The sequence below is a fragment of the Actinomyces capricornis genome (assembly GCF_019974135.1).
Classification (GTDB): Bacteria; Actinomycetota; Actinomycetes; order Actinomycetales; family Actinomycetaceae; genus Actinomyces; species Actinomyces capricornis.
Window position 1 is genome coordinate 1,076,581 of sequence record NZ_AP025017.1, and the last position, 25,729, is coordinate 1,102,309.

Sequence of the window (25,729 nt, forward strand, 5' to 3'; positions counted from 1 at the left end):
GTGCGGCGTCGGTGCCGAGGTCCGGGACCCAGGCTACCCGTCCCGCCCGCGCCCCGGGATGCGGGACCTTCAGCACGGCAAGGCCGCCACATGCTCCTTACGATCCTTGTATGAACAACGCTCCCATCCCCTCCCGTCGCCACCTCATGGCCGCCGCCGCCCTGGCGCCCGTCGCCGCGAGCCTGCTGGGCGCCTGCGCCAGCGGGGCGGGCACGCCGCTGCGCTCCAGCGCCACCCGCCAGACGATCGCGCTGTCCGAGGTCCCCGACTCCCTGCCCGGTGCGCAGGGCGCCTGCGACGAGCTCGGCGCCGCGCTGATCGCCCACCACCTGCAGAACGAGCCCCACCGCAATGCCATGTCCTCGGGGCTGAGCCTGTCCCTGCTGCTGGCGATCCTGGCCGACGGCGCCACCGACCCCGCGGCGCAGGGCTACGACGCGCTCCTGGGCGCCTCGGGCGAGCAGCGCGACCGCACCTGGTCGGCACTGCAGACCTCCCTGAACCGCAACGACCGCAGCCTTGCCGGCTTCTCCCCCGAGGAGCCGCCCGCCAAGCCCCTGGTCCACCTGGCCAACCATGTGGTGGTCCTCGACAGCCTCGAGGTGGCGCAGTCCTACCTCGACACGGTCATGGCCTTCTTCACCACCGAGATCGAGCAGGTCCCCATGAGCGCCCTGAAGAGCAGCCTCGATACCTGGGCTTCCCGGAACACCGCGGGCCTCATCCCCAGCAGCGCCATTGAGATCCGTCCAGACCTCCGCCTGGTCGTCCAGAGCGCCCTGCTCTTCGCCGCGCGGTGGGAGAGCCCCTTCCCGCCCGAGAACTCCGCGCCCCAGCCCTTCACCCTGGCCGACTCCTCCACGGTGGAGGCCACCTTCATGCACGACACCCGCTTCCTGCGCCACGCGCAGGGCCCGGACTGGTCGGCTGTGCGCCTGCCCTACAGCGGTGGGCACGAGGACCCTGGGAGCACGGCGGGGCCTGAGGGCTCGGAGATCCCCGACCAGCCCGCCCTGGCCCTGGATGTCATCCTGCCCCAGAAAGGGACCCTGCCCGCGCAGATGGATGCGGCCTCCTGGGCCCAGGCCTCCGCGGCCCTCGATGAGGCCCCGCTCGTGGATGTCGAGCTGTCCCTGCCCAAGGCCGACCTGACCACCGGTGCCATGGATCTGGTGGAGGTCATCACCGGCCTCGGCCTGGACCCGGTGGGACTGGATCGCATCGCCCCGGATCTGAAGATCGACCAGATCGTCCAGCAGGTCCGGCTGACCATGGATGAGGAGGGGACGGTGGCCGCGGCCCTGACCGAGGCGGGGGTCGCCGTGCTCTCGGCGCCGCTGCCGCCCAATGTCACCTTCACCGTGGACCGCCCCTATGTCCTGCGGCTGCGGGACCTGGTCAGCGGTATCACCCTCCTGGAGGCGGCCGTCATGAATCCCGCGGACAGCGAGGGCTGAGGCCCGCGGGACGCAAGCCGCCGCGGCCGGGACGGCAGGCCACCGCGACGGCGAGCCCCACCGGCCGGCGGGGGGTACGGTGGTGGCACGAATCCACACGACCCAGGAGGGATCCCATGACCGTTGAGCTCCTCACCGCCTCCAGCCCGGAGGTCGTCGAGGCGATGGAGCGCCTCATCCCCCAGCTCTCCCGCAGCGCCCCGGCCCTGACAGCGGAGCAGTGCGAGGCGCTCATCTCCCAGGAGGGCGTCTACCTCTTCGTCTTCCGGCCCGATGCGCCCGACGGCGGGCCCGCCCCGATCCTGGGCATGCTCACCCTGGCGACCTTCACGATCCCCACCGGCCTGCGCGCCTGGGTGGAGGACGTCGTCGTCGACGCCGAGGCCCGTGGGCACGGCGCGGGCCAGGCGCTGGTGGAGGCGGCGGTGGAGCACGCCGCCCAGATGGGGGCCCGCACCGTGGACCTGACCTCGCGCCCCTCCCGGGAGGCCGCCAACAGGCTCTACCAGCGGGCGGGCTTCAAGCTGAGGGAGACCAACGTCTACCGCTACGCCCAGGACTAAGCCTCAGGCGGGCACCGGGCACGCGGCCCCGGGAAGCCCGGGCCGCGTGCCCGGCGGGCTCCCCGGGGACGCGGCCGCAGGACTCACTCACAGGAGGCGGTCCACCAGCTCGGCCAGGCCGCCCACGGTCCCCTCGCAGCACTGCGCGACCTCCGGCGGGGCCCAGGGCAGGGCGTAGGCGTGGTCGGTGGCCCGGTGCATGGGGATGTCGTTCCAGGAGTCGCCGATGGAGAAGGTCTCGATCCGGCCGCCCGCATAGGGGCCCTGCGGCCCCTGGAGCCGCTCCAGCAGGCTGCGCAGGCTCCCGCCCTTGGAGGCCCCGGCGGGAACGACGTCGATGAAGTCCTGGTTGCGGAAGCCCACGGCCCGCTCCGCCCAGCTCCGCTCGAGGTGGTCCATGGTGCGGGCCGCCAAGCCCTCGTCGGTGAAGCGCAGCGGCACGCCGATGAGCTGCTGCCCCTGGAGATCCTCACGGCGGGCGGGGGTGTAGAGGTTGAGGATCGCGGTGCCCGAGCCGATGGTGTCGTACAGGAGCAGGTCGCCCTCCAGGGTGGTGGCGAAGACCGTGACCCCCTGCTGCCCATCCAGGTGGTCCAGGAGGTCGTCGACCACCCCGTGGGGCAGGGTGGCCGCCTCCATCACCTCGAGCCGGGAATTGGTGACGACCGCCCCGGTGTACAGGATCATGTAGTCGAAGACGGCTCCTACCGGCGCGGCCACCTGCGTGAACGCACTCCGGGAGCGCCCCGTGTTGGCAACCAGGATATTGCCCGCAGCACGCCAGCGCTCCATGGCCTCCAAGTCGCGCTCGCCGATGCGCCCATCGAACACGATGGTTCCATCCATATCGCAGGAGATGAGTCGAGCAGTCACCTATGCACCTCCATTTCTTCCATGATGCCGCGGCCGTGGGCCTGTGGCGCTGCACTCCGCCCGATCCTGTCAGACGCGCCCCGCCACCGTCTCGCGATTGCCGCGCGATCCTCGGCGCGCCATGGCCAGGGCCGGGCCCCGGGGCGGCCGGGCGGGGCGGCCGGGCCTCACTGCCGCGGGACGTTGCGCTCCAGCTCGGCCAGCCAGGCGGCGCCCGAGGCGTCGGAGGGCATGCGCCAGTCCCCGCGGGGGGACAGCGATCCGCCGGCCACCACCTTGGGCCCGTTGGGCAGGGTGGAGCGCTTGAACTGGTTGGTGAAGAACCTGCGGTGGAAGACCTCCATCCAGTGGCGGATCTCGGGCAGCCGGTAGGCCACGCGCTCGGCGGCCGGCAGCCCCTGCGGCCACAGCCCCACCGAGGCGTCCGACCAGGCCTTCTCGGCCAGGAAGGCGATCCGGGAGGGGCGCGCGCCGCGGCGCAGCACATGCCACAGGGTGAAGTCCTGCAGGGCGTAGGGGCCGATGCGCGCCTGGGTGGACTGGATGGGCTCGCCCTCGGTGGCGGGCACCAGCTCGGGGCTGATCTCGGTGCCGAGGATGGACAGCAGGGTCTCCCCCACCGCCTCGCCGAACAGGTCCTCGGCCACCACCCAGCGGATGAGGTGGGAGATGAGGGTCTTGGGGATCCCGGCATTGACGCCGTAGTGGGACATCTGGTCGCCCACCCCGAAGGTGCACCAGCCCAGGGCCAGCTCGGACAGGTCCCCGGTGCCCAGGACGATGCCGCCGCGCTGGCCCGCGATGCGGAAGAGGAAATCGGTGCGCAGCCCGGCCTGGACGTTCTCGAAGGTGACGTCGTAGACCTCGGGGCCGCGCTCCCCCCGCCCGTAGGGGTGGCGCATCTGGGCGAGCATCTGGGTGGCGGCGGGCCGGATATCCACCTCCTCGAAGGTGCAGCCCAGTCCCACGGCCAGGGCCTCGGCGTTGGCGCGGGTGGTGGCACTGGTGGCGAATCCCGGCATGGTGATGGCGTGGATGTCGCTGCGGGGGCGCCCGGCCCGGTCCATGGCCCGGGCGGCCACGATGAGGGCGTGGGTGGAGTCCAGCCCCCCGGAGACACCGATGATGAGCCTGGGGCCGCCGATGGCCTCCATGCGCTGGACCAGGGCGGCGACCTGGATGCTGTAGGCCTCGTAGCAGTCCTGGGCCAGGCGGGCGGGGTCGTCGGGGACGAAGGGGAAGCGGTCGATCTCGCGGCGCAGCCCGATGTCAGTGCGGGGCACGTGAAGGTCCTGCCGGCCGACCGTGGTGGTCATGAAGCCGTGGGGGTGGGAGGCGGCGTCGTCGTCCCCGATGCCCAGGGCGAGGCGGTTGTCGTCGAAGCTGCCCTGGCGCAGCCGCTCCGCCACGAGCCCCTCGATGTCGACGTCGACGACGGTGGCGCGCGGGCCGTCCGGGAAGCGCTCGGTCTGGCCCAGCAGGGCGCCGTTGTCGTAGACGAAGGTCTGGCCGTCCCAGGCCAGGTCCGTGGAGGACTCGCCCTGGCCGGCCGCGGCGAAGACGTAGGCGGCGAGATTGCGCGCGGAGGAGGCGCGCGCCAGGGCCATGCGGTCCTCGGCCCTGCCCACCGTGATCGGTGAGCCTGAGAGGTTGACGAGCACGGTGGCACCGGCCAGGGCCGCCAGGGAGGAGGGGGGCACGGGCACCCACATGTCCTCGCAGACCTCGACGTGCACCACCATCCCGGGCACGTCCTCGACATCGAGCAGGAGGCGCGTGCTGAAGGGGACGCAGGCGGGGCGGCCGGGCCGGGGACAGCCCTCGGAGTGCTCCGCGGGATCCGCCGCCCCATCCGCCACGCCCGCCAGCTCGATCCAGGTGTGCACGTCGGCACCGGAGGCGAAGTACCGCTTCTCGTAGAACTCCCGGTAGGTGGGCAGGTAGGTCTTGGGCGCCACGCCGCGCACGGCCCCGCCCTGGATGACGACGGCGCAGTTGTACAGGCGGTTGCGGTGCCGCAGGGGCGCGCCGACCACGATCATGGGCAGCAGGTCCGCCGAAGCCGCCCGGATGGTCTCGATGGCGGCCAGGACCTCGGCGAGCAGGACGTCGGCCAGGAGGAGGTCGTCGATGGAGTAGCCGGTCAGGCTCAGCTCGGGGAAGACGGCCAGGGCCACGCCCTGCTCGGACAGATCCCGGGCCTGGGCGATGATCGCCCGGGCGTTGGCGGCCGGGTCGGCCAGGGCCACGGGCAGGGTGGCGGCGGCCACCCGTGCGAAGCCCTGGTCGTAGGCGGAGTGGAAGCTGATGGTGGAGCCGGGGGCACCGGGGGCCGCCCCGGCGGGCGCAGGGCTGGTAGCGGTCGTGGGGCTCGGCATGCTCTCGGTGCGCGCGGCGGTGGTCGACATGCCCCCGATCCTCCCATGCCTCCTGGCACCCTCCCACGCCCAGGCATGCCGCGCCCCGGATCCGGACACGGGCGGGGCGGGCCCGGGACGCCTGCCGGCCCGCGCGCGAAGGGCCGGGGAGGGCGCGCACCCGGCAGGTGCCGCGCCCTCGCCAGCCGTCCACGGCTCGGCCCGGGGCCGGCCCGCCCCGAGTGCCGGCCGGCCCCGGGGCGCCGCCCGGCTCAGCGCTGGTTGATCCAGGCCTGGCGGTCGCCCGACCAGGAGAAGACCGGCTTGTACAACAGGACGTACTCCCCCGATCCCAGCTGCCCGTCGAAGCAGACATCCGCCGTCAGGGAGCCGCCGTCGATGATGCTCGAGGCGCTCAGGATGCTGTCCGATCCGAGGAAGCCCACATCGTTGATGACGCCGTTGGGGTCCTGGAGGGACCAGTCGAAGGCGTTGACATCGATGGCGGACCCCGAGTTGTTGCTGATGGTGATGGTGGAGCAGGCGGTGGGGCCCAGGGTGGCGTCGCCGGGGGTCAGCGGGGTGGCGGTGATGGTCACGCCGTCGGCCGTCAGGGACTCCCCGGCCTGGACCGCTTTGTCCTTCGCCTGCTTGCCCGCGAAGGCCGGCCCCTCACCGGCCTGGTCGGCCTGAGCGGGCTCGCCCGCCTGGGGCTCCGGCTGCCCGCCCTCCGACGCGGCCCGCGCCTCCTGGGACCGGGTGACGGAGGGCGTGTCCGAGCCGGCCTGGGGCGATTCGTCACCCGAGCCGCCGCCGAGGGCCTGGACCACCACGACGAGGGCCACCAGGGCGCCCAGTCCGGTGAGGATCTTGTGCCGGGCGAACCAGGAGCGCCGCGAGGGCTGCGCCGGGGGTCCGTAGGGTGCGGGCCCGACCGGGCCGTAGGGCTGCTGAGGTACCGGGCCGCCCGCCGCCTGGGCACTGGCGGCGTCGGGCTGGAGGGGGCCGTGGGGCATCTGGGAGGTCATGGGGTGTCCTTTACTTCTCTGGGGCTCCGGGTGGCGCCCTTGACAGGCACAACCGTCCCGCGCCGGGCCACGGCCGGGCATCGGCCATCGCGGCACTGCGCGACGCCGATCGGGTACGGTGCCCTGGCCGAACGGCCGATGCGGCCCCGCAGAGGGGCCGTTAACGTACGGCCATGCCTCACTCCTCCCCTGCACCCTCCTCCCCGCAGGGGCAGGGCCCTGCCCTCCCATCAGGCGCGCCGATGCGCCGTCCCCTGCGGCCACCGGCGCATCCACCGGCGCATCCACCGGCGCATCCACCGGCCCAGCCGGGCAGCCCGGGGCCCCTGTCGCAACCGGGGTATCAGGGGTACGCCCCGTACCCGGGCGCGCCAGCGCCCCTGGCCTACGGCCCGCCCGGGCCCCGGCCCGCCGCCTGGCCCCCCACCGCCGTCCACCCCGCGGGGTGGACGGCGGGTCAGCGGCCCGCCTCCCCGCATGCGCCCCTGGCCCAGGCGCCCCTCCAGGCGGTCCGTCCCGGCCCGTACCCCGGCGCACCCGTCGTCCTCCATCCCGGGCATCCCGGGGCCTGGTACCAGGGGGCGCCCCGGGGGAATCCGCTGAGCACGCGGACCGGGCGCATCCTGACCACCGCCGGCCTCATCCTGCTGGCCCTCCTGGCCAGCATGATGTCCCTGGGCTCGCAGTGGAACGATGCCACGGCCCTGGGCGTGGAGAGCCAGCCGCTGCAGATGCTCCAGTTCGTCGTCTCCATGGGGCTCGTGGCGTCCCTGGGCGTGCGGCGACGCTTCCCGACGGTCCTGACGGCCTGCTCCGGCCTGGCGGGGGCGCTCCTGGCCCTGGACACCACGGTGGGCCTCATCGCCTCGACCACGCTCCTGGCCGGCGCCCCCTCCTGGCGCACCGGGCGGCGTCGGGCCCTGACGGCCTATGGGGCGCTGGCGGTCCTGGCCGTGGGCACGCTCCTGGCCGTTCGCCATGACGCCCTGATGGCGCCCCGGGGCAACTCCGTGCTCGGCATCTTCCTGTTCCCCCGTCCCGACGGCGCCGCCCCGCAGGGCGTCATCGGCTGGCCGGCCCAGGTCCTGGCCACTGCCCTGATCCTGGCGATCCCCTTCATCGTGGGCACGATCCTGGCTGCGCGCAGGCGCGAGGTGCTGGCCGCGACGCAGGCGGCCGACGCCAGGGCCCAGCGGGCGCGCGCCGAGGAGGAGGCGGCGCAGGCCGCCCGGACCTCCGAGGTGCTCATGGACCAGGTGGAGCTGCGTGAGGAGCGCGAGCGCATCGCCCATGAGGTCCACGATGGGCTGGGGCACCGCCTCTCAGTGCTGGCGATGCAGGCCGGTCTTCTGGAGCGGAGCGCCGATGAGGGAACGGCACAGGCCGCCCGGCGGGTGCGCCAGAGCTCGCAGGAGGCGATGGGCGAGCTGCGCAGCCTCCTGGAGGTGCTGCGCGACCCGGGCGGGAGCGCCGGGCAGCCCGCCCCCAGGCTGGAGGAGCTGGCCGCAGTGGTCGACTCCATGGTGGAGGCGGGCACGCCCCTGAGCTCCTCCATCGTCCTGGACCGCCCCGCCCAGGCGGGCTCCGTGCTGTCCCACGCGGTCTACCGCATCGTCCAGGAGTGCCTGACCAATGCCTCCAAGCACTCCCCGAGCGAGCCCATCCGCCTGCGCGTGGAGGGCTCGCCGGAGACGGGCATCCACCTGCGCTGCTCCAACCGCCTCGTCCCGGCCGAGGACCGGCCCGAGGAGCCGGGCTCGGGCACCGGACTGCGAGGGATGGCCCACCGGGTGCAGATCTGCGGGGGCCGCCTGCGGGCGGGCCCCGCACCGGAGGGGGAGTTCATCGTGGAGGTCGACCTGCCCTGGCTGCCGGGGCCCTCGCCGCAGCAGTGAGGGCCGGGCCGCGAGTGGCGCCCCGGGCGCCCCATCCTCCCCGCGGGGCGCGGCGCCCTGGAGGGGCCCCGCTTGAGCACTGGCGCACCCGCCGTCTTCTACGCTGTGCACATGCCCGACTCCCTGCGCGTCCTGCTCGTCGACGACGACCCCCTGGTGCGCCAGCTCCTGCGCTCCCTGCTGGAGGACGATGCCGGCCAGCCGCCGATCACCGTCGTCGGCGAGGCCGGTGACGGCGGCGAGGTCGGCCCGCTGGTGGCGGGCCTGAGCCCGGAGGTCGTGCTCATGGACCTGGGCATGCCCCGTGTTGACGGGATCGAGGCAACGCGGCGCCTCCGCTCCCTGCCCGGGGCGCCGCATGTCATCGCCATGACCACCTGGGACCTGGACGACGCCGTGGCGCGGATGGTGGATGCCGGCGCGGAGGGCTACATCCTCAAGGCCGAGGCGCCGCAGGATGCGGCCCGGGCGGTGCGGGCCGTGGCCGCCGGGGAGATCGCCATGTCACCCCAGGCCCTGCGCAGCCTGGTGCGGCGCATGCGGGGCGACAGGGGCGAGGGCGACCGGCGCCGCGCGGCGATCGAGGCCGTGGGGCGCCTGACCCAGGCGGAGCGGGAGGCAGTGGTCCAGGCGGCCTTGGGGCTGTCCAATGCGGAGATCGGGGAGCTGCTGTTCCGCTCGGCCTCCACGGTCAAGGCCCAGCTCGCCAGCGCCCAGCAGCGCCTGGGGCTGAAGAACCGCACCCAGTTGGCGGTGCTGGCCGAGCGCGCCGGCCTCCTGCCCTAGATGGTTGATCGCGGGGGTTGTGATCAGTGCGGGACGGGGCCGGCCGCATCGGCCTCCCCACCGACCGGGCCTCCATGAGCGGGGGCCCCGTAGGCGGGCCCGGAGTGGAGGGGCTCCAGAGGCATGGCCGCCCAGGCCAGTGCGTAGGCCACCCACATGGGGCCTGGCAGGAGCGCGAGGGCGATGGTGGCCAGCCTCACGAGTCCGGGCGAGCGCCCCCACTGCCGGGCCAGGCCGCCGCACACCCCGCCCAGGATGCGGTCGTGGCGGGAGCGGGCGGGCAGCCCGTTGAGGAAGGACTTCACGGAGCCGTCTGCCTGGGCGGTGTGGTCGGGGTCTGAGGGGTGCTGCTGTGTCATGGCGCCAGTGTGCGGGGCCTGGACCCGCCGGGGCTATCGGGGAGTGCCCTGAGGCGCCCCTGATCTCGTCTGGTTCCAGATTGCAGGGCCGGTCGGCAGGCCGCAGGGCCTGTCGGCACTCTGCACCCCTGGGACCCCGGCGACGTGCAGACGAGGCGTGCATCCCGCAGGTATCCCCTGCGGAGGGCGCCCATGGCGCGGATATCTCATCGCGGCACGCCCTCCAGGCACGTGTCATCGGTTGCCGACGCCGCCGAGCAGCAGCCCGGCGCGGAGCAGTGGCGCCCCGCCGTCGCCCCCGGGTCTCAGGCGGAGTGGCGCCTGACCAGGCGCCCGGGCAGGAGGGTGCGCGCGGGGACCTCCTCGCCGGCGATGAGGGCCAGCAGGTGCGCGACCCCTACCCGGCCCATGTCCTCGAAGGGCAGGGCCACGGTGGTCAGTGCGGGGTGGAGCTGGTCGGCGATGAGCTCCTGGTCGTCGATGCCGATGACGGCGACGTCGTCGCGCACCCGCAGGCCGCGCTCGAGCAGCGCGTCGTAGGCGCCCATGGCCATGCGGTCGTTACCGCACAGCAGCGCCGTCAGCCGGGGGGCGGCATCCATGAGGGCGCTGGCCGCCGCGTACCCGCCACGGGTAGTGCCATCACCTACCGCCGAACGCACCGTCTCCCCGGGGATGCCCGCCCGGGCCAGGCAGTCCTGGCAGCCGGCGCGCCGCCCGGGGGCCGCCTCGCCGTCATCGGGCAGCTCGATGACGCCGATATCCCGATGGTGGCCCTCCAGGAGGGCCTCGGCCGACAGTCGCCCCAGGGAGTACTCATCAGGACGGACCTCGGGCAGGTCCGATGAGGTGTCGGTGCAGTGCACGAGGACGGTGGGGACCTCCTGGGCCTGGGGCGGCATCGCGACCCTGCAGTGCCGTCCCGTGGCGTAGAGGATCCCGTCGACGCCGGCCTTGAGGAGGGTCTCGAAGGCCTCGGGATCCTCCTGTCCGCTGGCGGAGGTGGGCACGATGAACAGGGAGTAGCCCGCCTGCCGGGCGGCCTCCTGGATCCCGCGGATGGTGGCCGACCCCAGGGGGCCGGTGACGATCTCGGAGACCAGGCCCAGCTGCCCGGTGCGCTGGGAGGACAGGGCCCGGGAGCCGCTGTGGGGCCGGTAGCCCAGCTCTCGGGCGGCCCGCTTGACCCGCTCCCGGGTGGAGGCGGGGATGCGCACATCGGGGCGGTCGTTGAGGACGAAGGACACCGTGGTCCGCGACAGCCCCACCGCACGGGCCACGTCCTCCATGGTGGTCTTCCGGGAGTTCTTCACCGCTCTCCTTGCGCATCGTTGCTGTGGTGGGCCTGGCGTGTGGGGAGGGTGCAGGGCCCCGCGGGATGGGTGAGCCAGTAACCATACAACCATCGCCCCGGCCCGCAGGGCACCAAGGTCCCTGGCCGCCCCTCCGCCCCGGTACCCTGGGCGGGCTTCTGCGGCACCACGGTGCCCGTCGTCGTCGAGCACCGTGGGCAGGGACGTGAGCCGGCTGCCGGCCACCGCGGCCGCAGCCGCGCGCAGACCAACCGCGAGCCGGAGCGAGCCGGCCACGGACGGGCTTGGCCCACAGGGCCCTGCCGCCGGCGCGGGGCACGGGCTAATCTGCCGGCGTGACACCCCGTGCCCCCTCCTCGCCACGCTCCACCGACTTCACCATCCGCGCCGTGCTGTGGGACATGGACGGCACCCTCATGGACTCCCAGCCGCTGTGGGACGCCGCCTTCATCCGCTGCTGCACCGAGTTGGGGGGCACGGCCTCCCCCGAGATCGTCGCCGAGCTCACCGGCGCCTCGATCCGCCGCGCGCGAGAGCTCATCGCCGCCACCGGCGTGGCCGGCTCCTGGGAGGATGCTCTGGCCGAGCGGGTCTTCGAGGCCATGGCCCGCCAGGTGCGCGAGGCGGTGACCGCCGAGCCCCCGCTGCTTCCCGGCGCACGGGAGATCACCTCGGCGCTGGCGGAGGTGGGGCTGGCCCAGGCCATCGTCTCGGCCTCGCCCCGCCCGATCGTGGAGCGGGTGGCGCAGGAGCTCGGCGACGTCTTCGTCACCCTGGTCACCGGTGACGACGGAGTGGGGGCCAAGCCCGATCCGCTGCCCTATGCCACCGCGGTGGAGCGCCTGGGGCTGACGCCGGAGGAGTGCGTGGTGGTGGAGGACTCCCCCACGGGGGCGGCCTCGGCGCGCAGCAACGGGCTGCATGTGGTCCAGATCGGGCAGCGCAAGCACTTCCCGGCGGATCCGGGGCTCGTCGTCGTGCCCGACCTGGCCTCGATCACCCCGCATATGCTCCTGTGGGAGGAGCGCTGAGCCCGGCGGAGGCGCGGGCGGTGGTGGGGCCGACGCCGTCGGACGGGGGCCGAGGAGGGCACGGGCTCAGGCGGGGGCGGGCTCCTGGACGGGCGTCGCGCCGTGGGCACGTTTCCACTGGCTCTTGAGGCCCTGCACGTAGAGGCGGATCTCCTCGGTGATGCTGGTCTCCAGGCGGGCTGAGACTGCGGCGCCGGGCGTGGTGGCGCACAGCCACTGGAGCTGCAGGCCGTCGCACAGGGCGACGAGGGTGCGCGCCACCAGCCGTGAGGGCATGCCGGGGTCGACGACTCCGGAGGCCTTGCCGGCCTCGAAGCTGGTCTCGAAGCTCTCCACGGCCCGGTCCATGCGCTCGGCCATCCACTGGTGGGCGGGGTGCTGGACGTCGAGGACGGATACGGAGGTGGCCGCGTAGATCGCCACGAGCTCGCGGCGCTGGACACTGGTCTCCAGGCACTCGACGTAGCGCTCCAGGTGCTCCCAGGGGTCGAGCCCCTCCTGGTCCCCGTGGTGCGCGGCGAGCGTCGCCTCCTGGTCCCGGCGCTCCAGCACCTTGGCGAACAGGGCGTCCTTGGAGGAGAAGTGGTGGAGCAGACCGGCCTTGGAGATGTCGGCGGCGGCCGCGATGTCCGCCAGGGAGGTGCCGGCGTATCCGCGCGCTCCGAACAGCGACACCGCCTCGTTGAGGATGCGCTCGCGCTTGTCCTCACTTCCCGCCCGGGGGCGTCCGGGGCCACGACGCCGGGGCGCGGCGGCCGTGGCGGGGGCATCAGTGCTGCTCATAGCCGCATTGTGTCATCCCTATGCAAAGTTGCTGCAATATCCGGCATCCGAGATGACGAGAATCTGAGCGGAGATGCGCGCACGGTGAGTGCGGGGCGGGGCCTGGCGTGGTGATGGGGGGTTGCGGCAGGCCGGGCCTGGCCGCGCTCGCCGGACGCGGCCTCGACGCCGCCCTCTTCCGCACGACGGAGGCCGGAACCGGCCATGGCGGAGGCCGACCCCGCACAGGTCTGCACCGCACACCCCCAGGTCCTCCGCAAACCCTCACGTTGTCCGCAATACGACAGGGTTGTCTGCACATCGGAAGGGTCCCAGGGGTGCAGTCCACCGACAACACCTGCAGACCACAGACAGCCCCCGCAATCCCCGCAATCCCCGCAATCTACAGCCGGTCCCTCCATGACGGGAGCCGGGCCCGCGGACGGTGGCGGCCCGCACGCACGCTCCGGGATCGACGCCGGTGCCGGCCCGTGGCCCGCGAGCGTCGGGGCCCGGCTGGGCCGGCTCGGGCAGGGGCGCTCGTCCTTTGGTATTGCCGGCGCCCGGATGAGCTGGCGGCCGCGAGTCCCGCGCATTCGGTGCCCTCCGACCATCCACACACAGGAAGACGCTCTTTCGTGACTGATCGCACTACCAGCAGCCCCTTCGTCCCGGTGGCCCGCCGCCTCCTCTCCCTGGACCGCCTATCCCTGGCGCTCCTGCGCATCGGCGTCATCGTCGTCTTCCTGTGGATCGGCGGGCTCAAGTGGTTCAAGTACGAGGCCGACGGCATCATCCCCTTCATCGCCAACTCGCCGCTCATGCGCTGGATGATCGGGGACCCGGCCGGCTACAAGCCGCACATGAACCCCGAGGGCGTCCTCAATAAGACCAACCGGGCCTGGCATGAGGCCAACTCCACCTATGCGGTGGCGATCTTCATGGGCACCACGATCGTGGCCATCGGCCTGCTGCTGGCCGCGCACTGGATCCGCCCCGAGCTGGGCATGCTCGGGGCGATGGGCGTCATCTTCTTCTCCTGCGTGACGCTGTCCTTCCTCATCACCACCCCCGAGGTGTGGGTCTCGGCCCCCGCCCAGGGCGCGGCCGACGCCGACCTGGGCTTCCCCTACCTGTCGGGGCGCGGGCGCCTGGTGGTCAAGGACTGCATCCAGATGGGCGCCGGCTTCGTGCTGCTGGTGGACTCCGCCCGCGCCACCCTGCGCCGCGCCGGCCAGGACGCCGGCTGAGCGCTCCTCAGAGCTTCGTGATCTGACGCTGCAGATCGCCTCTCACGTCGCATGCGGGGCTTGCAGGCGCCGACCGATCCTGGCGCCCGCAAACCCCGCACTACGGTGATCATCGTCGAGACGCATAGCTTGTCGCCCGCCGAACACGGCGGCGTCAGTCGTCTTCCGCTGGGCGATCCGCATCCCGCCCGCTGATATCCACCCTCTGGCCCAGCGAAGCACGGTTGACCCAGCAGGATGCGACTCAGCCAGCGAACCCCGGCAGGCCGATTCAACACTCTTAAGGTGGACACGAACCGCTGGACAATCCGCTGGACAATGCGGTAGGCGCATGTCACCCTCGGCGAGACACTCATGGCGAGCCGCCGTGACCATCACGTGATGACAGCACGTGGCCCCATTCGCGGGATTCCAGGGGCAGCCGGGCTCCACAGGCGTGGTTTTCGCGCCCGCTGTCCACAGGGCCAGTGGCCGGGCGCGCACTCCGGGACACTCATGGGCGAGTCTACCGGCATGAGCACCGCGCCGATTCCACCGCTCGACCCTAGCCTGGTGCCGCACCTCATTCGCAGCTCGCGCCTCGCCCCGGTCACCGACCTGCAGGGCCGCTCGGCCATCCGCCTGTCCCGGGGCATCTACTGGGAGCCCGACCCCCGGGCCCAGGGCTGGCAGCACCGCCACACCCTCTGCCTGGCGCGGGCCAAGGCGGCACACCTGTCCCACACAGGCTCCTACCTCAGCCACACCTCGGCGGCGCTCTGGCTCGGGCTGGCCCAGTACAGCCAGCAGCCCGACGTCTACCTGGCGGTCGGCTCCAGGCCGACCCACATGCCCCTGCCAGTCGTGGAGTTCACCGCCTCGGGAGAGCCCTTCGCCTCCGCCCATCCGCGCTTCGACCGGCAGCTCACGCTCTGGCGCCGCGGCCTCGACCTGCACAGGGACGAGCTCGTCGTTGCCAACGGCCTGCCCATGACCAGTCCCCTGCGCACCGCCTTCGACTGCGCCTGCGACGAGCCCGCGCTCAACGCCCTGAGCATCGCCGACTCCGCGCTGCGGCTCGTGTGCCGGCCCGACCGGCGCCACCCCACCGACGCTACGGCTCCCTGGGCCCAGGCCATCCGCGTCTGGGACGAGCTCATCGCACGCCACCCCCGGCGTCGGGGAATCGCGCAGGCCCGCGCCATCCTGGCCGCCGCCAGCCCCTGGGCGGAGTCGGTCCTGGAGAGCGCCACTCGATGGCTGCTGCACGCCATCGGCGCGGAGCCACCGCACCTCCAGCACCAGATCAGCCTGGGCACCGGGCCCGCATGGGTGGATCTGTGCTGGCCCCAGTACCAGCTCATCATCGAGGTCGACGGCCGGGTCAAGTACGCCTCCCGCCAGGACGCCTGGAAGGAGAAGCACCGCCAGGACGCCATCCACGAGCTGGGCTGGACCTTCCTGCGCCTCAGCAGCAGCGACCTTGCCAGGCCCGAGGCCCTGGCGATGAGGATCCGCCAGGCCTTCCCGCCGACCGCCGTCGCCTCCTTCGCCCCGCGCCCGGAGTTCCTGCGGCCGGGGGCCGCACTGGCCGATGGCCTCGACGCCGCCTCCGCCCTCTCCCGGCCCCGGTCACAGCCCCGGTCCCGGTCACAACCCCAGCGCGCATAATGCGGGGTTGTCTGCAGTTCGCAGGGGATGTCTGCACATCGGAGAGGTCCCAGAGGTGCATTCCACCGACAACACCGGCAAACCACAGACAACCCCGCGAAGCGCACCCGCCCCCGCACCACGCAGGACCGAACCGGGCCACCGCAAGAGCCGGGCCCGCACCGCCCACACACGTGGGCCCGCGCAGGCCCGGCTCCCGCCACCCCACCGGGGAGAAGCCTCAGCCCTATTGGGCGGAGGCCGCCGAGGGGGCGCTGACCGGCCGGCCCTCGACTCTCAGGCTCAGGCCCGACTCGCCCTCGACGCGGTCGACCACCACGCTCTGCCCATCGGCCACCTCCCCGGCCAGGATCATCCGGGCCAGCACGTCGCCGATCTCGCGCTGCACCAGGCGGCGCAGGGGCCGGGCCCCGTAGGCGGGGTCATAGCCCTCGTCGGACAGCCAGGCACGGGCCGCATCGGTCACGCTCAGGGTCAGGCGCCGCCCGGCCAGGCGCGCCCCCATCCGGGCGAGCTGGATATCCACGATCCGGCCCAGTTCGTCCTTGGTCAGCGCCTCGAAGACGATGACGTCGTCGAGCCGGTTGAGGAACTCGGGCTTGAAGGAGGCCTGGACCACGCTCATCACCTCATTGCGCTTCTCCTCGGGGCCGGTCAGCGGGTCGATGAGGAACTGCGAGCCCAGGTTGGAGGTGAGCACCAGGATGGTGTTGCGGAAGTCCACGGTGCGGCCCTGGCCATCGGTCAGGCGCCCGTCGTCGAGGACCTGCAGGAGGATGTCGAAGACCTCGGGATGGGCCTTCTCGATCTCGTCGAGCAGGATCACCGCGTAGGGGCGGCGGCGCACCGCCTCGGTGAGCTGGCCGCCCTCCTCGTAGCCCACGTAGCCGGGGGGAGCTCCCACGAGGCGGGCCACCGAGTGCTTCTCGGCGTACTCGGACATGTCGATGCGCACGATGGCGCGCTCGTCGTCGAAGAGGAACTCGGCCAGCGACTTGGCCAGCTCGGTCTTGCCCACGCCCGTGGGGCCCAGGAAGAGGAAGGAACCCGAGGGGCGATCAGGGTCGGAGATTCCGGCCCGCGAGCGCCGCACCGCGTCGGCCACGGCGCTCACGGCAGCGGACTGGCCGATGAGGCGCTCGCCGATGGCCTCCTCCATGGTCAGCAGCTTCTCGGTCTCGCCCTGGAGCAGCCGCCCCACGGGGATACCGGTCCAGGAGCCCACGACCTCGGCGATCTCACCGGCGCCGACCTTCTCGGCGATCATGGGCTCGCCGGAGCGCCCGGCGGCCTCCAGGGCGGCGTCGTCGGCCTCGGCCTCGCGGATCTGGCGCTCCAGCGCGGGCATCTCGCCGTAGCGCAGGCGGCCGGCCTCCTCGAAGTCGCCCTCGCGCTCGGCCAGGTCGGCGCGGGTGCGCATCTCGTCCAGGGCGGCGCGCAGCTCCCCGACGCGGTTGTGCCCGGCCTTCTCGGCCTCCCAGCGGGCGCTGAGAGCGGCCAGCTCCTCGGAGGCGTCGGCCAGCTCGGCGCGCAGGCGCTCCAGGCGCTCGACGGAGGCGGGGTCGGCCTCGCCCTCGCCGACGGACTCATCGAGGTAGGACTCCTCCATGCGCATGCGGTCCACGCGGCGGCGCAGCTCGTCGATCTCCACGGGGCTGGAGTCCAGCTCCATGCGCAGGCGGGAGGCGGCCTCGTCGACCAGGTCGATGGCCTTGTCCGGCAGCTGGCGGCCGGTGATGTAGCGGTCGGAGAGGGTGGCGGCGGCCACCAGGGCGCCGTCGGAGATGGTCACCTGGTGGTGGGCCTCGTACTTGGGGGCGATGCCGCGCAGGATGGCGACGGTGTCCTCCACGCTGGGCTCGCCGACGAAGACCTGCTGGAAGCGGCGCTCCAGGGCGGGGTCCTTCTCGATGTGCTCGCGGTACTCGTCCAGGGTGGTGGCGCCCACCATGCGCAGCTCGCCGCGGGCGAGCATGGGCTTGAGCATGTTGCCGGCGTCCATCGCGCCCTCGCTGCCGCCACCGGCACCGACGACGGTGTGGAGCTCGTCGATGAAGGTGATGACCTCGCCGTCGGAGTCCTTGATCTCGGCCAGGACGGCCTTGAGGCGCTCCTCGAACTCGCCGCGGTACTTGGCACCGGCGACCATCCCGGACAGGTCGAGGGCGACCAGGCGCTTGCCGGCCAGGGAGTCGGGCACGTCCCCGGCGACGATGCGCTGGGCCAGGCCCTCGACGACGGCGGTCTTGCCCACACCGGGCTCGCCGATGAGGACGGGGTTGTTCTTGGTGCGCCGGGACAGGACCTGGATGACGCGGCGGATCTCGGAGTCGCGCCCGATAACGGGGTCGAGGCGGCCGGAGCGGGCGGCCTCGGTCAGGTCGGTGCCGTACTTCTCCAGGGTCTTGTAGGTGCCCTCGGGGTTGGGGGAGGTGACGCGGGCCGAGCCGCGCACCTGGGGCAGGGCCTGGGTCAGGCGCTCGGGGGTGGCGCCGGCCTCGGACAGGGCGGCGGCGACGGTGCCGGTGGTGGCCGCGCCGGAGGCCAGGCCGATGAGCAGGTGCTCGGTGGAGATGTACTCATCCCCCAGGTCCTTGGCGCTGGTGGAGGCCGCCTCGAGGGCGGCCAGGAGGGCGCGGGAGGGCTGGGGCTGGGTCATGGTGGAGCCCGAGGAGGCCGGCAGCTGGGTGAGCAGGCGCCGGGCGGTGGCACCCACGCCCTGGCGGGCGGTGGCGTCGGGGACGACGGCGGCGAGCAGGGCGGCGGCCACGCCCCCCTCCTGGGAGAGCAGCTCGACGAGCAGGTGGGCGGGCTCGATCTGGGGGTTGCCGGCCGCTGCTGCGGCCTGCATGGCCCCGGAGATCGCCTCCTGGGACTTGGTGGTGTAGTTGGTGTCCATACGGATCTCCTTGTGGATCTGCGGGGTTCTGTCGACGGCGCGGGGCATGGGCCCCGGTGTCTTCCGCTGAGTCCAACCGCAGCAGGGTTGAGTCTATTCCACTCAACCTTGGGGTTCACTCCTTGTTTCCCATGTCACACTCATGGCGTATCGCACTCCATCCCGGCCATGGCTCGCGGAGCCGCCCCACCGGGCCAGCCTCCGCCCCGCAGCAGGCCGCACCCAGAACCGCGGACCACCGTCCGGCAGGCCCATGGCATGACATGCCCTCCCGGCGCACGGTATTGTCACAGCCAGGTCACACCCCTGCCTTGAGGAGTCCTCCATGACACGAATGACCACCATGGCGCGCGCCACGCGCTCCACCCTGGCCGTGATCGCGATGGCCAGCACCGCCCTGACCCTGAGCGCCTGCAACATCCTCGGGGGCGGAGACTCCTCCGCGGCCGGCACCGCCTCATCGGCATCGGCCGCGACCGATGCCGGGGACAGCGCCCCGACCGACGGCAACGGCAATGGGGTGCGCTCCAAGCCCTCCTCCGATGCCACCACCCCCGCCGCGACCAAGAGCCCGAAGGCCAGCGCCAGCCCCAGTGCGAGCGCCAGCGCCGGGGCCTCCGCCGAGCTCGCCGAGCCCGCCACTCCCCCGGAGGGCTACCAGACGGCCACGGCCGAGAAGGCCGGCATCACCTTCGCCCTGCCCGCGGACTGGTCCATCTACTCCACCCTGGACGACGCCGAGATCGCTGAGATCGCGGCACGGCTGGAGACCGACACCTCCACCGTGAGCTCCTCGACCCGGCTTCAGGACCTCCTGGCCATTGCCGGCAGCCGCGACAGCAATGGCCTGCTGGAGCACGCCACCTGCATATCGGTCGCCCTCCCCCTGGGCCTGGTCAGTGAGGAGACCATGACCAACAACGTGACCGAGGACGGCAGCACGGTCGAGAAGTACTCCACGGTCGACACGGCCAACGGCACCGGCTCCTACCTCATCTACAACGATGCCACCTACGACGGCACCGTGAAGACCGCCGACCTCTACCTGCCCAACCCAGCGGGCTCGATGGTGCTCCTGCGGGTCTCCAGCAGCTCGACCGAGCGCACCCAGCAGCTCGTGGACACCGTCACAGCCACCCTGCGCTGAGCGGCCGCCAGGAACGAGGCGACTCCCCCGGGCCCCGGGCCGGACACACTCCGGCCCGGGGCCCGCCAGTTCAATGGGCCTCCTTCAATGGGCCTCGGTCGGGGGCGGTCGGGCCTTGCGCGCGGATCGCGTTTCGGCGTCGAACCTGGCAGCATTCCCCCTGAGGCCGACGTCGCCCGACGCCGCGCCACCCGAGGGAAGGAGAAGACACATGGGACTTGGTGACCTGACGAAGAAGGCCAGCGAGGCTCTCGGCTCCGACAAGGGCGAGGAGATCAGCGACAAGGCGCTCGACGCCGCTGCCGACGCCGCGAAGAAGGCCACCGGCGGCAAGTTCGACGACAAGATCGACTCCGCGCGCGAGGCTGCCGACGGAAAGCTCGGCAACGCCTGAGCTGCGAGCCACCCACCGCGGTCCTTCTGATCGCAGGAGGAGCCCCGCACCCGATACGGGTGCGGGGCTCCCTTCATCTCCCCCTCATCCCCGCCCCCCGGCTCAGAGCCGGCGCTGCGCCCCTGGCGATCCCCACCCAGGCCCGCCGCGCGTGATCCAATGGGGTCATGCACGACCACGCCCCCGACGTCGATCCCGCCCCCGCTCAGGTCACAGCCCCCGACGTCGATCCCCGGCAGGCCGCAGGCGCACCCGCCGCAGGGGATCGCGCCGCGGGCGAGGCCCTGCCCCCGGTGCCGGACTGGCTCGATGAGGTCGAGGGGGAGCGGGCGCTGGCCTGGGTCGAGCAGCGCAACGAGGAGACGCGGGCCGCCTATGCCGACGATCCCGGCTTCACCGGCCTGGCGGAGTCCATCGAGTCGATCCTGGACTCCCCCGACCGCATCCCCATGGTCTCCGAGCGCGCCGGCATGCTCTACAACTTCTGGACCGATGCGGAGCATCCGCGCGGGCTGTGGCGGCGCACCACCTGGCTGGACTACGCCTCCGGCGCCCCCGGCGGGGGCGGGGAGGCCCCCGAGCCGCAGTGGGAGGTGCTCCTGGACCTCGATGCGCTGGGGCGCGAGGAGGGCCGCACCTGGGTATGGCATGGCGCGCAGGTCCTGGACACCGGCCCCCGCGCGGGGCGGCGGGCGCTGGTGACCCTCTCGGAGGGAGGCTCGGATGCGGACATCACCCGGGAGTTCGACCTGGAGAAGCGCCGCTTCATCCCCGCCCAGGAGGGCGGATTCCTCCGCCCGTCCTCCAAGGGGTCGATGAGCTGGGCCGATGAGGAGGGCGAGTCGGTGCTGCTGGTCACCGACCTGGGCGAGGGCTCTCTGACCCACTCGGGCTATCCGCGCCAGGTCCGCCGCATGCGCCGCGACCAGTGCCCCGAGCAGGCCGAGGTCCTGGGCACCGCCGCCACCGCCGCGGTGGCCGCCTCCGCCTTCTACGACCACTGGGGCCGCACCTGGCTGGCCACGGCCCCCGACTTCTACTCCACCCGCATCTGGCTGGTCGACGACGGCACCGGTGACGGGCAGGACGGAGCGCCGCAGGGCGGAGGGGACGGAGGGGGCGATGGCGCCCGGGCAGGCGCCCCGCGGGCGGGGGCCGCCGCCCCGGGCGGCCTGGGCAGTGAGGAGGAGAGCGTGCCCCGCGGGGTGCGCCTGGAGGTGCCCGAGTCCGCGCAGGTGGGGATGAGCCGGGACTGGCTGACGGTCGAGCTGCGCGAGCCCTGGCGGGTCGGGGGCCGCACCTACGCCCAGGGCAGCCTCCTGGCTGCCCCGCTCCAGGACTTCCTCCGGGGCGAGCGCCACCTGACGGTCCTGTTCGAGCCCACGGCGAGCACCTCACTGGCGGGCGCCTCGTGGAGCCGCAGCCACCTCATCCTCACGGTGCTCGACGACGTCGTCCCCCGCCTGGAGATCCTCACCCCACCGCCCATGGATGCCGACCATCAGCCCTGGGACCGCCACGGGCTGGACCCGGCGGCGCTGGGCCAGGTGCCGCGCTCCCCCGTCTCGGGCTCCGCCCAGCTGCGGCCGGGGCGGGCCCTGGTGACGCTCTCGGCGAGCCCGGTCAATGCGCGCCACGGCGATGAGCTGTGGCTGAGCCTGTCGGGGTGGACCACCCCGGCCACCCTGGCCGTGGCCCGCATCGGCGACTCGGGCCGGGTCGAGGGGTGCGCGGTGCTGCGCCGGGCGCCCGCGCGCTTCGATGCCCAGGACGTGGAGGTCAGCCAGCATGTGGCGGTCAGCCGGGATGGCACGCCGATCCCCTACTTCCAGGTGGGTAGGCCCGCACCGGAGGGCTCACCCGCCCCGACGATCCTCTACGGCTACGGGGGCTTCGAGCACTCGCTCCTGCCCCACTACCAGCCGGTCATGGGCAGGGCCTGGTTGGAGCGGGGCGGGATGTACGCGGTGGCCAATATCAGGGGCGGCGGGGAGTACGGGCCCGCCTGGCACCAGGCGGCGCTCCGGGACCGGCGGCTGCGCGCCTACGAGGACTTCGCGGCGGTGGCCCAGAGCCTGAGCGAGCGCGGGGTGACCTCCCCCGAGCGCCTGGCGGTGCACGGCGGCTCCAACGGGGGCCTGCTGACCGGGGTGATGCTCACCCGCTACCCCCGGCTCATCGGGGCGGTGGTCTGCGAGGTCCCGCTGCTGGACATGAGCCGCTACCACCGCCTCCTGGCGGGGCACTCGTGGATGGCGGAGTACGGGGACCCCGACGACCCTGCCCAGTGGGAGTTCATCCGGGAGTTCTCCCCCTTCCACCTTCTGCGCGCCGGACGGCGCTACCCGCCGCTGCTGCTGGTGACCTCCACCCGCGATGACCGGGTGCACCCGGCCCATGCCCGCTCCATGGCCCACCGGATGCGCCAGCTGGGGCAGGAGGTCACCTACTTCGAGAACTCCGAGGGCGGGCACGGGGCGGCCTCGACCAATGCGCAACGGGCCTTCATGAGCGCCCTGACCTACGAGTTCTGCTGGCGCACCCTGAGCGCGGCCCCCGGCGATTCAGTCCCCGGGGCGGCGCATGCGCGAGATGCCCACCACGGTGACGGCCAGGCCCGCGATGCCGCAGAGGAAGGCGCCCACGATCATCAGTGAGGCGGTCATGAGTCGGCTGGGGCGCACCGGCGGGCCGACGATCATGCCCTCAGTGCCGTTGGGGCAGCTGACGGTGTAGGTGCCTGTGCTGGAGGCGGTGAAGGAGGCGTAGGGGAGTGACTCGTGCCCGGTGTCCTTGAGCACTGCCGCACCATCGGGGTTGGTGATGGTGCAGTCGATGGTGGGCTGCCCCGAGCCCGAGTAGAGCATGGCGTGCGCGCCCTCATCGAGGTAGACGGCGCCGGAGTCGCCCACGACCGCGGAGCGGGTGCCCGACCAGTCCACGGAGATGTTGATGGCCCCCACGATGAGCAGGGCGGGGACCAGGAGCATGAGGATCATGCCCACGGCGAAGGTGCGCCACCTGCGGGCGGGCCGCGCCTGCCGGCCCCAAGCGGCCGGCAGGCGGCGTCGTCGGCTCCGGGCGGAGGGATTGGTCCACCGCTCCAGGCTCACCCCTCCCTCGGGGGCCTTCCAGCCACTGCTGGGCCCCTCGGGCAGCCTCCTGGGAGGCGCCGAGGGGGCTGGTCCGGGAGCCGGGTCGAGCCCCTGCTCGGCGCGCACGGCGGCGAGCTCCTCGGGACTCACGCGCCGGCCGTAGCGGGGCTGACCGTCAGTCTCGTAGGAGCTCGCCATCGTGGGTCCTGTGGTGGTGTTCCGAGGCCGTCGGGGGAGGCCTCAGCCCTGGGTGCGCTTGGCCGAGTTGGCCACCAGCTCGACGAAGAGCCGCACCAGGCCGATCTGAGCGAAAGCCCAGGGGGCGTTGAACAGGAGGTTGACGAGGAACTCGCCGAAGGCGAAGGACCTGCTGCCCGTCTCCACGTTGTACTCCCCGGCGTAGTCACCGGCCTTGTAGGCGGCGTAGAGCCAGCTCAGGACGAAGGCGACGGTGGCGACGATGAAGATGACCTTGCCGAACTTCTCCGCGAAGGCCTTGGAGGTGTCGAACAGGTTGCTGAAGAAGGAGTCGCCGGCCGGGGCCTGGGGCGGGTAGGGCTGACCGGGGGCGGCGCCTGCCCCGGGCGCGACTGGGACCTGCTGGCCAGGAGCCTGGGCCGGGTAGGGCTGCCCGGGGATCGGGGCGGAGGGCGCCGAGGGCTGCTGGGGGTAGTAGGGCTGGCCGGGAGGCTGGGGCTGTGTCATCAGGATGTCTCTTCCATCAGGGTCCGGGACGCCGGAAGACTACAGGGCGCGCCTTGCCGATGTCATCGTCGCGGGCTATGAGCGAGAAGTCCCACAGGCACTGCCCAAGGCCCGCCCCGGGCCGCGCCCGCCCATGGGACGTGGCGGGCCGCGGCGGCCTCTCGGACAACCGTCCCGCAGGACTCAGCGGCGCTCGGCGAGCGCGCGGGTGTTCATCTCGGTGCGGATGATGGCCACCACGAACTCCAGGAGCATCCGCCCGGCGATCACCTGGAGCAGGGCGGGGACGATGCCGACGATGAGGGCGAAGAGGAAGGCCGCCCCGTCGAACTCGCCGCGGTAGGTGTTGGCGCCAGAGATGCTCCCGAAGCCGTAGGAGCCGAAGAGCCAGGTCAGACCCACTCCGATGAGCCAGAGGATGTAGATGACCTTGGCCCAGGTGATGGTGATGTACTTGGTGAAGCTCATGTCGAACAGAGCGCCGAAGAAGTTCCCCGTGGCCGGGGTGGACATCTGCCCCATCGCCTGGCCGGGGTAGGGCTGGGCGGGGTAGACCGGGGCGGGCTGGGGGGCAGCAGGGTCGGGATATGCCGGCGGCGCGGCGTAGGAGGCCGTGCCCGGGGTGCCTGAGACGTAGGCCTGCGACGGTGGAGCGGGCGGGGCAGGCGGCACTTGGTTCTGATCAGGGCTCATCGGCTGGGACATCGTGATGCTCCTCCTTGGCATTGGGGACGCCCACAGCCTACTGGCCCCCACCGTTGGGCCCCGCAGGCGCCATCGCGGCTCGCGCCGGGTCCTATGCCGCTGCGGGCGCGCCCTGGATGGGCGCCGACGGCGGGGCTGGGATGCGCCGCCGCCTGGCGCTGCGGGCCACGGCTGTGCGCAGAAGCGTCTCGAAGGGGCCGGGATCGCCGCGCCGCTCCAGGGCCGCGCACAGCACGACAGTGACCAGCCACACCCCGACGGCGATGACCGCGGCCACCGCGTCGCCCGGGCGCAGCTCGGTGCCCACCAACCAGGGGATGACGGCGAAGATGAGGCCGAAGAGGATCGTCTGGGACAGGTAGGCCGTCATCGAGCGCCGCCCCACGGCCGAGGCCACCCACCGCAGGCCGGTCAGCTCGCCGTCGGGCCGCGGGCCACCGGCGTACAGGGCCAGCAGCGCCAGCCAGCCGCAGGCGCCCAGGGGGCCGGTGAGCTCGGAGACCATCACATCGGTGACCGCCGGCTGAGCCCAGCCCCCGTAGGCCAGCCCCGCGTGCAGGCCCCCCAGCGCCCCCAGGCCAAGGCCGCCCACGGCCACGGCCACCAGGAGGCGGCGGTGGCGCTCGGGGTGGGAGAGCAGATCGGTGTCGGCCAGGCGCGCACCGATGAACATCGCCGGGATCGCCATGCTGGAGGTCAGGACGATCAGGGTGATGAAGACCCAGACGAGGTGGTTGTGAAGCATCCAGGGAAGGGCCCCGCCGCCGGTCACCTGCTCGGCGTACTGCCCCTGCTGCTGCCCCTGGGCGTAGGTGGACATGACCACCCACAGCAGGACGACGAGGCAGGCGGCGATGGCGCGCTTGCGGTGCTTGCGGGCCAGCCAGCCGGCGAAGATGACGGCCATGAGCCCGTAGGTGCCGATGATGTCCCCGTAGAAGAACACCCCGTGCACCGCGCCGAACAGCACCATCCACCAGCCCCGGCGACGCACCAGGCGGCGGGCATCCACCGTGGCCTGCTCCCGGGCCCAAGCCCGCAACTCGGGAGCCGCCTGATCCGCGCCGCCCCCGGTGACCGACTCCAGATACGCCCGCTCCCCCGAGGCGACGCGCCGGTTGATCATGGTCACCAACCCGAAGCCGAAGAGCATCGCGAACAGCGGGTAGGCACGGCGGTCCACCAGCACGGTGCGGATGAGCACCCACACCGAATCGGCGTCGGACATCCGCTCATAATCCGGCAGCGCACCCCCCGCCAGCGAGGTGTCCGTCCACACGGGGACATTGGCCAGGGCGATGAGCAGGAGCATGAATCCGCGGGCAACATCGGGAGCGGGGAACCGAACTCCACGGGTGAAGGAGGTCACGAGGCGCATTACCCCATTGTATGGAGCACGCCACACTCTGGGTGTCGCCTGAATGGCTGACACCGTTCGGCCCCCGCCGTTGGGCCCCCGC

General features: G+C 72.8%; 21 protein-coding genes. 10 read left to right on the forward strand and 11 right to left on the reverse strand.

Features of this window, described 5'->3' with window-relative positions:
- The first annotated feature begins 110 nt into the window (after positions 1 to 110).
- Together MANAM107_RS04290 and MANAM107_RS04295 are read left to right on the forward strand one after the other, a co-directional pair.
- Positions 111 to 1,457, forward strand: a complete 1,347-nt coding sequence (locus MANAM107_RS04290) for a serpin family protein (protein WP_223911553.1) — start codon at positions 111 to 113, stop codon at positions 1,455 to 1,457.
- Between the two features lie 116 nt (positions 1,458 to 1,573).
- Positions 1,574 to 2,020, forward strand: coding sequence for a GNAT family N-acetyltransferase (locus MANAM107_RS04295; protein WP_223911557.1), 447 nt, complete (start codon positions 1,574 to 1,576; stop codon positions 2,018 to 2,020).
- An 87-nt stretch (positions 2,021 to 2,107) separates the two neighbouring features.
- On the opposite strand, the gene MANAM107_RS04300 is transcribed toward MANAM107_RS04295, so the two are convergent.
- The 3 genes from MANAM107_RS04300 to MANAM107_RS04310 all read right to left on the reverse strand — a co-directional run bounded on the left by MANAM107_RS04300 (position 2,108) and on the right by MANAM107_RS04310 (position 6,278).
- A complete protein-coding gene (locus tag MANAM107_RS04300; protein ID WP_223911561.1) occupies positions 2,108 to 2,893 on the reverse strand; it encodes an HAD-IIB family hydrolase in 786 nt (261 codons plus the stop codon).
- A 167-nt stretch (positions 2,894 to 3,060) separates the two neighbouring features.
- Positions 3,061 to 5,301 (reverse strand): NAD(+) synthase, encoded by a 2,241-nt coding sequence (locus MANAM107_RS04305; protein ID WP_223911564.1) that lies wholly within the window; start codon positions 5,299 to 5,301, stop codon positions 3,061 to 3,063.
- Positions 5,302 to 5,522: 221 nt separating this feature from the next.
- Positions 5,523 to 6,278, reverse strand: coding sequence for a DUF4352 domain-containing protein (locus MANAM107_RS04310; RefSeq protein WP_223911567.1), 756 nt, complete (start codon positions 6,276 to 6,278; stop codon positions 5,523 to 5,525).
- Positions 6,279 to 6,520: 242 nt separating this feature from the next.
- On the opposite strand from MANAM107_RS04310, the gene MANAM107_RS13060 reads away from it, so the two are divergent.
- Positions 6,521 to 8,173, forward strand: coding sequence for a sensor histidine kinase (locus MANAM107_RS13060; RefSeq protein ID WP_263421924.1), 1,653 nt, complete (start codon positions 6,521 to 6,523; stop codon positions 8,171 to 8,173).
- A gap of 72 nt (positions 8,174 to 8,245) precedes the next feature.
- Positions 8,246 to 8,959 (forward strand): response regulator, encoded by a 714-nt coding sequence (locus MANAM107_RS04320; RefSeq protein ID WP_223911569.1) that lies wholly within the window; start codon positions 8,246 to 8,248, stop codon positions 8,957 to 8,959.
- Positions 8,960 to 8,982: 23 nt separating this feature from the next.
- Here the strand turns inward: MANAM107_RS04320 and MANAM107_RS04325 are convergent, their stop codons facing one another.
- Positions 8,983 to 9,318 (reverse strand): PspC domain-containing protein, encoded by a 336-nt coding sequence (locus MANAM107_RS04325; protein WP_223911572.1) that lies wholly within the window; start codon positions 9,316 to 9,318, stop codon positions 8,983 to 8,985.
- A 305-nt stretch (positions 9,319 to 9,623) separates the two neighbouring features.
- Complete coding sequence (locus MANAM107_RS04330; protein WP_223911575.1) at positions 9,624 to 10,631, reverse strand: LacI family DNA-binding transcriptional regulator; 1,008 nt, start codon at positions 10,629 to 10,631, stop codon at positions 9,624 to 9,626.
- A 401-nt stretch (positions 10,632 to 11,032) separates the two neighbouring features.
- Between MANAM107_RS04330 and MANAM107_RS04335 the strand changes: the two genes are divergently transcribed.
- On the forward strand, positions 11,033 to 11,662 hold the full coding sequence (locus tag MANAM107_RS04335) for an HAD family hydrolase (protein ID WP_263421950.1): 630 nt from the start codon (positions 11,033 to 11,035) through the stop codon (positions 11,660 to 11,662).
- Positions 11,663 to 11,728: 66 nt separating this feature from the next.
- Here MANAM107_RS04335 and MANAM107_RS04340 read toward each other — a convergent pair whose 3' ends face one another.
- Entirely contained in the window at positions 11,729 to 12,445 is a 717-nt protein-coding gene (locus tag MANAM107_RS04340) for a TetR/AcrR family transcriptional regulator (RefSeq protein WP_223911581.1), read from the reverse strand.
- A gap of 617 nt (positions 12,446 to 13,062) precedes the next feature.
- Here MANAM107_RS04340 and MANAM107_RS04345 point away from each other — a divergent pair.
- Together MANAM107_RS04345 and MANAM107_RS04350 are read left to right on the forward strand one after the other, a co-directional pair.
- A complete protein-coding gene (locus MANAM107_RS04345; protein WP_223911584.1) occupies positions 13,063 to 13,674 on the forward strand; it encodes a YkgB family protein in 612 nt (203 codons plus the stop codon).
- A 552-nt stretch (positions 13,675 to 14,226) separates the two neighbouring features.
- Complete coding sequence (locus MANAM107_RS04350; protein WP_223911587.1) at positions 14,227 to 15,324, forward strand: PDDEXK family nuclease; 1,098 nt, start codon at positions 14,227 to 14,229, stop codon at positions 15,322 to 15,324.
- A 226-nt stretch (positions 15,325 to 15,550) separates the two neighbouring features.
- On the opposite strand, the gene clpB is transcribed toward MANAM107_RS04350, so the two are convergent.
- Positions 15,551 to 18,223 carry an ATP-dependent chaperone ClpB gene (gene clpB / locus MANAM107_RS04355; protein WP_223911590.1) on the reverse strand — a complete coding sequence of 891 codons (2,673 nt, stop codon included), beginning with the start codon at positions 18,221 to 18,223 and terminating at the stop codon, positions 15,551 to 15,553.
- A 325-nt stretch (positions 18,224 to 18,548) separates the two neighbouring features.
- On the opposite strand from clpB, the gene MANAM107_RS04360 reads away from it, so the two are divergent.
- The 3 genes from MANAM107_RS04360 to MANAM107_RS04370 all read left to right on the forward strand — a co-directional run bounded on the left by MANAM107_RS04360 (position 18,549) and on the right by MANAM107_RS04370 (position 22,421).
- Complete coding sequence (locus MANAM107_RS04360; protein WP_223911593.1) at positions 18,549 to 19,370, forward strand: hypothetical protein; 822 nt, start codon at positions 18,549 to 18,551, stop codon at positions 19,368 to 19,370.
- A gap of 211 nt (positions 19,371 to 19,581) precedes the next feature.
- Positions 19,582 to 19,764, forward strand: a complete 183-nt coding sequence (locus MANAM107_RS04365) for an Rv0909 family putative TA system antitoxin (protein WP_179901728.1) — start codon at positions 19,582 to 19,584, stop codon at positions 19,762 to 19,764.
- A gap of 167 nt (positions 19,765 to 19,931) precedes the next feature.
- A complete protein-coding gene (locus tag MANAM107_RS04370; RefSeq protein WP_223911596.1) occupies positions 19,932 to 22,421 on the forward strand; it encodes a prolyl oligopeptidase family serine peptidase in 2,490 nt (829 codons plus the stop codon).
- On the opposite strand, the gene MANAM107_RS04375 is transcribed toward MANAM107_RS04370, so the two are convergent.
- The 4 genes from MANAM107_RS04375 to MANAM107_RS04390 all read right to left on the reverse strand — a co-directional run bounded on the left by MANAM107_RS04375 (position 22,329) and on the right by MANAM107_RS04390 (position 25,647).
- Positions 22,329 to 23,057 carry a hypothetical protein gene (locus MANAM107_RS04375; RefSeq protein ID WP_223911599.1) on the reverse strand — a complete coding sequence of 243 codons (729 nt, stop codon included), beginning with the start codon at positions 23,055 to 23,057 and terminating at the stop codon, positions 22,329 to 22,331. The genes MANAM107_RS04370 and MANAM107_RS04375 overlap by 93 nt on opposite strands.
- A 42-nt stretch (positions 23,058 to 23,099) precedes the next feature.
- The gene (locus MANAM107_RS04380) at positions 23,100 to 23,564 is read right to left on the reverse strand and encodes a single stranded DNA-binding domain-containing protein (protein WP_179901471.1); all 465 of its coding nucleotides are present in this window, start codon (positions 23,562 to 23,564) and stop codon (positions 23,100 to 23,102) included.
- A gap of 183 nt (positions 23,565 to 23,747) precedes the next feature.
- Positions 23,748 to 24,269 (reverse strand): DUF4282 domain-containing protein, encoded by a 522-nt coding sequence (locus MANAM107_RS04385; RefSeq protein WP_223911601.1) that lies wholly within the window; start codon positions 24,267 to 24,269, stop codon positions 23,748 to 23,750.
- 91 nt (positions 24,270 to 24,360) lie between these two features.
- Complete coding sequence (locus MANAM107_RS04390) at positions 24,361 to 25,647, reverse strand: DUF418 domain-containing protein (RefSeq protein WP_223911604.1); 1,287 nt, start codon at positions 25,645 to 25,647, stop codon at positions 24,361 to 24,363.
- Between the last annotated feature and the right edge of the window lie 82 nt (positions 25,648 to 25,729).

Bases quoted from the DNA above. Each gene is read 5' to 3' on its own strand.
- MANAM107_RS04290 (WP_223911553.1), top strand. From the start codon at position 111: ATGAACAACGCTCCCATCCCCTCCCGTCGCCACCTCATGGCCGCCGCC.
- MANAM107_RS04295 (WP_223911557.1), top strand. From the start codon at position 1,574: ATGACCGTTGAGCTCCTCACCGCCTCCAGCCCGGAGGTCGTCGAGGCG.
- MANAM107_RS04305 (WP_223911564.1), bottom strand. From the start codon at position 5,301: ATGTCGACCACCGCCGCGCGCACCGAGAGCATGCCGAGCCCCACGACC.
- MANAM107_RS04310 (WP_223911567.1), bottom strand. From the start codon at position 6,278: ATGACCTCCCAGATGCCCCACGGCCCCCTCCAGCCCGACGCCGCCAGT.
- MANAM107_RS13060 (WP_263421924.1), top strand. From the start codon at position 6,521: ATGCGCCGTCCCCTGCGGCCACCGGCGCATCCACCGGCGCATCCACCG.
- MANAM107_RS04325 (WP_223911572.1), bottom strand. From the start codon at position 9,318: ATGACACAGCAGCACCCCTCAGACCCCGACCACACCGCCCAGGCAGAC.
- MANAM107_RS04335 (WP_263421950.1), top strand. From the start codon at position 11,033: ATGGACGGCACCCTCATGGACTCCCAGCCGCTGTGGGACGCCGCCTTC.
- MANAM107_RS04340 (WP_223911581.1), bottom strand. From the start codon at position 12,445: ATGAGCAGCACTGATGCCCCCGCCACGGCCGCCGCGCCCCGGCGTCGT.
- clpB (WP_223911590.1), bottom strand. From the start codon at position 18,223: ATGGACACCAACTACACCACCAAGTCCCAGGAGGCGATCTCCGGGGCC.
- MANAM107_RS04360 (WP_223911593.1), top strand. From the start codon at position 18,549: ATGACACGAATGACCACCATGGCGCGCGCCACGCGCTCCACCCTGGCC.
- MANAM107_RS04365 (WP_179901728.1), top strand. From the start codon at position 19,582: ATGGGACTTGGTGACCTGACGAAGAAGGCCAGCGAGGCTCTCGGCTCC.
- MANAM107_RS04370 (WP_223911596.1), top strand. From the start codon at position 19,932: ATGCACGACCACGCCCCCGACGTCGATCCCGCCCCCGCTCAGGTCACA.
- MANAM107_RS04375 (WP_223911599.1), bottom strand. From the start codon at position 23,057: ATGGCGAGCTCCTACGAGACTGACGGTCAGCCCCGCTACGGCCGGCGC.
- MANAM107_RS04380 (WP_179901471.1), bottom strand. From the start codon at position 23,564: ATGACACAGCCCCAGCCTCCCGGCCAGCCCTACTACCCCCAGCAGCCC.
- MANAM107_RS04385 (WP_223911601.1), bottom strand. From the start codon at position 24,269: ATGTCCCAGCCGATGAGCCCTGATCAGAACCAAGTGCCGCCTGCCCCG.
- MANAM107_RS04390 (WP_223911604.1), bottom strand. From the start codon at position 25,647: ATGCGCCTCGTGACCTCCTTCACCCGTGGAGTTCGGTTCCCCGCTCCC.